The 6,000-nt window shown below is 40.9% G+C and carries 4 protein-coding genes and 3 pseudogenes; 2 read left to right on the top strand and 5 right to left on the bottom strand.

The features are described from left to right. Positions 1 to 188, bottom strand: a pseudogene (locus ACED60_RS22965) (IS110 family transposase); the annotation flags it as partial. Positions 189 to 735: 547 nt separating this feature from the next. On the opposite strand from ACED60_RS22965, the pseudogene ACED60_RS22960 reads away from it, so the two are divergent. Next, positions 736 to 1,095 (top strand): annotated as a pseudogene (locus tag ACED60_RS22960) (hypothetical protein); the annotation flags it as partial. 13 nt (positions 1,096 to 1,108) lie between these two features. Here ACED60_RS22960 and ACED60_RS22955 read toward each other — a convergent pair. The 4 genes and pseudogenes from ACED60_RS22955 to ACED60_RS22940 all read right to left on the bottom strand — a co-directional run bounded on the left by ACED60_RS22955 (position 1,109) and on the right by ACED60_RS22940 (position 3,989). Beyond that, entirely contained in the window at positions 1,109 to 1,339 is a 231-nt protein-coding gene (locus ACED60_RS22955; protein ID WP_016800070.1) for a hypothetical protein, read from the bottom strand. Then, positions 1,340 to 1,705 carry a type II secretion system pilot lipoprotein GspS-beta gene (gspS2, locus tag ACED60_RS22950; protein ID WP_016800069.1) on the bottom strand — a complete coding sequence of 122 codons (366 nt, stop codon included), beginning with the start codon at positions 1,703 to 1,705 and terminating at the stop codon, positions 1,340 to 1,342. It abuts the gene before it with no gap. Next, a pseudogene (locus ACED60_RS22945) lies at positions 1,662 to 2,787 on the bottom strand (alanine/ornithine racemase family PLP-dependent enzyme). Before ACED60_RS22945 ends, gspS2 begins: the two are co-directional and overlap by 44 nt. Continuing rightward, positions 2,784 to 3,989 (bottom strand): DUF1611 domain-containing protein, encoded by a 1,206-nt coding sequence (locus ACED60_RS22940; RefSeq protein WP_016800067.1) that lies wholly within the window; start codon positions 3,987 to 3,989, stop codon positions 2,784 to 2,786. The pseudogene ACED60_RS22945 and the gene ACED60_RS22940 overlap by 4 nt, the downstream one beginning before the upstream one ends. Positions 3,990 to 4,953: 964 nt before the next feature. Between ACED60_RS22940 and ACED60_RS22935 the strand changes: the two genes are divergently transcribed. Next, positions 4,954 to 5,139: a hypothetical protein gene (locus ACED60_RS22935; protein ID WP_017103258.1), complete on the top strand. Its 186-nt coding sequence runs from the start codon at positions 4,954 to 4,956 to the stop codon at positions 5,137 to 5,139. Positions 5,140 to 6,000 lie beyond the last annotated feature (861 nt).

The following is a 6,000-nucleotide window of genomic DNA, read 5'->3' as shown; positions in this document are numbered from 1 at the left end:
GCGAGTTGCTTCCAATAATTCGAAGTACCACAAGCTTCAAACACGATTGTGGCAGGCCTTGAATTTACTAACCAACAAGTAAACGCCTTCGGTGTCATCTCTGTATTTGAGTGCACTTTTCTGTTTGTATAAATACAAACTTGGATCACTTTTTTAGCTAAATCAACGCCAACAATCGTCTTGTTCATTTGAATCTCCAAATTATTTTGAACCCTACTATTGTAGGACTTAGGGTTGGGGAGTCCAATTATCTAAGTTGACATTTTTACGCGACATACGGAACAGGGTAAGCCTGTATACCTCCCTATGGGAAAGCTACCTGTGAAGGTGGCCGATAGGTATGCAGGTAAAGGAGGTTAGAGAAAGCAAATGCCGCTTTGTAATGAAGTGGATACAGATTTTTATCTGGCGCGAAAGCGAGCTGACTTCTAACTGGTCTCCCGTTGCGAAAGAGTTTGAAGAACTTTATTGAAGAAGAAAAGCAAATGATGATTTCGAATGAAATTAGTGCATCTTCTTACAACGAACCGTGGTCTCTCAATTACTGAGTGCTCATTGGCGAGGTATTAAAGCTTCAAGTGCGTATCGCAAAGGTAATTAACACGAAGAGCTAATGTTGCGATCAACTTTTGGTCTCGCTCTAGTCCTATAACGATTTAATTACTGGGTGCTTCACTGTGCCTTTGTGGAGGCTTGAGCCGTATGCAGTGAAAGTTGCACACGGTTCTGAGGAGGGTGGCACCTGGTAACAGGTGCCGTCTATCCGACATTTCCTTTCGGCTTGAAGAGATTTGGCGGATCAAAACCAAACTAGAGATTGATAGTAGTTGGATGTAGCTTGCGTTACTTAACTGAGCCATTCTTGATAACAAACTAAGATCGAGTGATTTTCTCTACTTCCGGGGTTGCGAGGTCTCTTCGCAAAATAGGATATTTAGCCGTGTTAAGCAGATTCAGAGAAAAACAGACCTTGAAGTTCAATTTGAGAAAAAGACAAGAACTCAACAGAGTCTCATGAAATGGATTTTGATGACTTCCAACAGCCAGCAATTTTCTTTTCCAAGCCAAATGCGAAAGCAACAACCGATTAAGTATATACAGGCTTAAATTAAAAGTTGGAATGTTCGATTTTCTTCTTTGATTTGTAGGCTTTCATTGAAATTTTTAAGACAAGTTGTTCTTGTTTCGTTGAAATGAGCTGCTTAGTTAAAGCTTTGTGGTGTAGGTCCGTGATAAAGTTTTTTTCCCAAGGCGTAAGGCGGTCAAACCTTAATAAAATAGTGTCATTTAGTACATTGAACAACTCGTATTGGCTTTTATCCATTCGACTGCTGAGCATTCAATTAGAGCACTTAGCTAGAGAAATGACGTTAAGGCTTTCTACGTTATCATTTTTGCCTAAGGTAATGATTCGATAAGAGACCCCCCTCTCTAATAGTGGTCTTATTTCGATGTTGTCACAAAAACTAACGGCGACTTTTTCTACTAAGCTGTCCATATTCAAAGTTTTCTTTTTTACGAAAATAAGAGTGACACTATTGCCCTCTGACTGAGCATTTACGAGTGTGATTGAGCCTAACTCTTGTGGCAGTTGGCTTGAGATAACCGTCGCTCTATAATCGGCAAGCCCATTAGATTTTATTGGGCTTATCTGACAACCGTTAAGCATGACACTGACGAAGAAAATTACTGTTGTTCGTAGCATTATGCGCTTCTTCTCCCTTTAGGTGCCTTAAAATATTTATGGATATAACGTGAAGACATAGAAGATAAGAGCGCACTGTAATCTAAACTGAATGTGACTTTTTCCCCTACAAGTAGTGGTTTCTGTGAGGATTCAAGGACAAAGTGATCGCTAGTTGAAGACATGATCTTAATCCCATTCGGAGCCTTAAGCCCGCTGACACAAACATCTTGGCGGCCTAATGCCAGAATAGCTTGTGATACCTCCCCTCTATCTTGAAGGTTTTCTTTTTCACCAAAAGCATTTAACCCCCGACTTCCCCAAGGCAAAGTCGGTTTAATCTTGGATTCAATCACTTCAGCGGTCAAAGAAACCGCATCCGTATGTAAGCCTTTGATATTTTCGTGCTCTAAAGGCTCACAGCCTAAAAAAATTGCTTCTCCTATACGAAGGTTATTGACTCGAGTTAAGCCTGTTCTCTGAAGAGCCCAGTTAACTGAAGCAGAATTACCCCCTGAAATAATTTCTAGATTGACCCCAAATGTAGCTTCAATTCCATCGGCAAGATCAGAAAGAATATTCATATTTTGTTCATTTGGAGCGACGCCATACCGACAGGCTAAATTCGCACCAATTCCTTTTATCGTGATGTTCGGTAAAGAAATAATCTCTCGGATAAAATCAATCACGCGATTCGGCATCACACCTTCTCTGAGATCGCCAAGCTCAACCATAATAATGATACCGTGACGGCAATTTTGTTGTTCCGCTGCATGTGAAAGCCTCTGAATTACTTCAACTTCAGAATTTAAACTCATATCACTGTATTTTATTACACTCGCCACTTGACTTAGCATGGGCGTACGTATCAGCATTTTAGGGATAGCAATGCCTGATTCAGTCATCTTTTGAAGGTTTTCCATTCTTGAATCGGCTAACATTGTTGCGCCAGCATCAATAAGAACTTGTGCGATGATAGGGTGGCCGAGGAAGACTTTTGTTACAGGTGTAACGGATATATTTTTTAGTGAGAGCTGAGTGAGCAGGTACTGAGCGTTATGGTGAATCTTCCCACAATCAATGTCTAATCTAGGGCAGTTCACCCTTTTGCGGCCAGTTTTCTTGCTATCATAGGGAAGGCTGACGTTACGATGTGCAGTAGATGTTCGACAGGCTGTGATAATGCATCAGTAACCGGTATACCAAATTCGGTAGTGTAGCTGTCTATCGCACGACAGGTTTCATCTAAAGACATATCTTCATGATTCAGTGTTAGTCCAATAACATCGGTATTAGAAAACGTTTCGATAAGATTTATTTCTGAAGCAATCGAAGGCATTGGGCAATCAGGAAAATCACTACGATATAAACGTTTAGGAGCATGTTGCAATATCACACCCGCTGGACAACTGCCACGTAAGATAAATGCGCTGGTTGAAAACGCAGGATGACTCAAGGCTCCTTGCCCTTCAATAATAATCAGGTCCGGATTTTCTTTTTCATAGGCCTGTACAATGACAGATTCCAACTCACCGGCACAAAATTGTGAAGGGACAGCATCGAGTGCAACGCAGTATTGTGCGCCTTGCATAATACCTGTTTGACCAGTGGCAATCAGAACGACGTTAAGGCCTTTTCTAGTCAGTTCATTCGCCAATATTGTTGCTGTTGTTCGTTTTCCTAGCGCGCAATCCGTCCCCATTACAGCAATTCTCGGACATTTAACGTTGTGTATTTTGCCGCTAAACGTTTTCAGATCGCCTTTACTTTTGGGTTTGCGAGTATCGAATATTCGAACGTTATTCTTTAAGCTAGCTTCTAAAAATAGAGGATCATCAGTTAGGAATTCATGCAAGCCATTTACGATGTTCATTCCTAGTGACATGGCATTTAAAATGATGCTTTTATCTAAGTCAGATAAAAAACCACTTGATGGCGCAATGCCAAAAATGAAGTAATCGGGAATGCTTTCCGCGTGAATGATAGCTTCTTCAGCATTGGCAAGGATCGGTATTCCATTGGCTTTGTTATCAAGTACTTCTCCAGCATCTAAGCCGGCAGATACACTATCAATAACCGATAGAATACGATAGCTTAATGAATGCCTCACTAGCCCATTAGCGGTTTTACCATCAATTTCACCGAAATTACCTTCGCAATATATAATTGCCGAAGGGATGACAGGTTTCACTTTCTGAGCAAGTGGTAGCCAAGGAGCAATATGAGTTACATTGTAGTTGGTTTTGAAATTTTCAATTCTAGTGAATTTGAAGATGTTTCTTAACTTTTGGGTTGAAATGGACATAATTAAAGCCTGCGGTGAGGCTTAGGAGGGCAACTAAGGAGTGCCGAGATGCGAGTTCGGAAAAGAAAAGAAGTCCCTACTAAGCGGTAGGGATAAAAACCAAGGTAACACAGATACCTAAACCGTTCAACTTCCTCATCAGTACGTGTTGGCATTGCTTTGATAAGTCTTCCTCTGCGCTTGGGAGCTCGTCTGTTTAGGTTTGGATGCTCTCACTTTTCGATTTTTAGGTTTACTCATAAACTGACCTGATAATATTCCACGAATGACTTCCCCTATCGCCTCAGAAGATAGCGATACTTGCGCATCATTCACATGGGCAAACGAAGCGTTGACGGAATACGCTTATGACCTAACAACTGCGGTGCCATTCATCATTTTTGACAAAAGACCATCTCAGCCCCGTCACCTCTTAAATTAGACAACCCATTAAAAGGAGCAATTTTAGCACCTTAAAACGATTTTAAGCTGCTTTGGCTCTTCCATACTTAAGATGTGTGATTAAGCTATTTTTTACGGTTTTGCTTAATGCCATCACAAGGATTCTCCATACAAGACGCTGCTGAACAGCATACTTAAAAATAGAACGAAGCACATCAAGGTTACGGTTGGCAGCGCCAGCCTAAGTCAACTAAATTCATCAAATCAACGTTGTACATGGTATGAATCAAGGCTACTGACGGGATAGCACACAAACTCTGGCAATAAATGTCTTTTCAAGGCACTCCTTGCTGTCCCTATCGAATCAAATTTCCATGTCGTGCACACCATAAACCATACATGACTCCTTAACCAATTCATCAAATTTATTGCAGGATTATTAGACAAAAAATCCCTTTATACAGAAACCAGTTCCAACGTGTTCCAATCTTAGCCGAGTGGTTAACTCGCGCAGCTCAAGAATCTACCTTACCGCCTTTTGACCACTTTTTTCTTAATTCAAAAAGAGTGGCAAGAGTTGAAAATGGCGAGTTGGCTACATAACTGTGGAAAAATCACGACACCCGAAGGTGTGGTCAAAAAAGCAACAAAACTGGAAGCGATTTATAACCGGATCCACGAAGTAAGAATACGCTTCAAGCTTCTTAAACGTGAGGAAGAAATTACGAAATTGAAGTCTTTGGTGCAAGCGTATCCAGTTGGATGGTGAAAGCAACTAATAGAAAATTGTGAACAGTTGAATCAATATTTTTAATTTTTAGCTCAGCTTAATTTGGGAGCAGAGTTTATCACACCAACTGAACCTAATATCGTCTCACGAATGTGGACTCTAACCTTAAGTAAACAACTCGGTACATCTTCAGAAGAAATGAAGCAGTACACGAAAAAAGATAAATACCCAGCCGAAGCAATATCAGGCGAATAAAGGATAAATGCACAACTTAGGTATTCAGAGCGGCACGTTAACAGAGAAAGAACGGTTTATCATCAACGATCACATTGTTCAAACCATCCATATTTTGGAGTAGCTACCGTTCCCACGACATATTCGAAACTTGGCAAAAATTGCGGGAGGCCACCATGAGAAAATTAATGGTAAGTGTAACCTATGGGCTTAACGGGCTCAGAGATGCCTCTTACCACAAAAGTCATGGCCATTGCCGATCTCTTTGAAGCGTTGACCCTGCTCTGTTCGCTTTTTTTTTAAGTTCGAGGGTTTGTAAACGTCTTACTGATGACTATTTACAGCCTGAGCAAATTGATGAAGTAAACATTAACGATTATTTAACGTGATATCGACGTTAAGAGCCTGTTCCTAGTCGTCATAAAGAGAAGAGGCCGATACGCGAACGTTGTTTCTCTCGTCCTTTCTACTTTCTTCGCAAACGTAATCTTCTCGCATCGGCTCAAAACTTGTTACGCCGTCACAATATATAATCCTGACACCTTAACCTAGATTGCCTTCTTCTAGTCTTATGGAGTCGGTAGATTCGAAATCCTTAACGAGCACCTCATGTACCTAAACCGCCTTTACGGTGGAGTCAAAATCGGTCGAATTCACCTAGATATG

The organism is Vibrio sp. 1F279 (genome assembly GCF_041439815.1).
In the GTDB taxonomy this organism is placed as follows: Bacteria; Pseudomonadota; Gammaproteobacteria; order Enterobacterales; family Vibrionaceae; genus Vibrio; species Vibrio tasmaniensis_A.
Note: the sequence above shows the minus strand (reverse complement) of the source record. Positions and strands in the feature narration are given on the sequence as shown.

Bases quoted from the DNA above. Each gene is read 5' to 3' on its own strand.
- ACED60_RS22955 (WP_016800070.1), bottom strand. From the start codon at position 1,339: ATGCTCAGCAGTCGAATGGATAAAAGCCAATACGAGTTGTTCAATGTA.
- gspS2 (WP_016800069.1), bottom strand. From the start codon at position 1,705: ATGCTACGAACAACAGTAATTTTCTTCGTCAGTGTCATGCTTAACGGT.
- ACED60_RS22940 (WP_016800067.1), bottom strand. From the start codon at position 3,989: ATGTCCATTTCAACCCAAAAGTTAAGAAACATCTTCAAATTCACTAGA.
- ACED60_RS22935 (WP_017103258.1), top strand. From the start codon at position 4,954: ATGGCGAGTTGGCTACATAACTGTGGAAAAATCACGACACCCGAAGGT.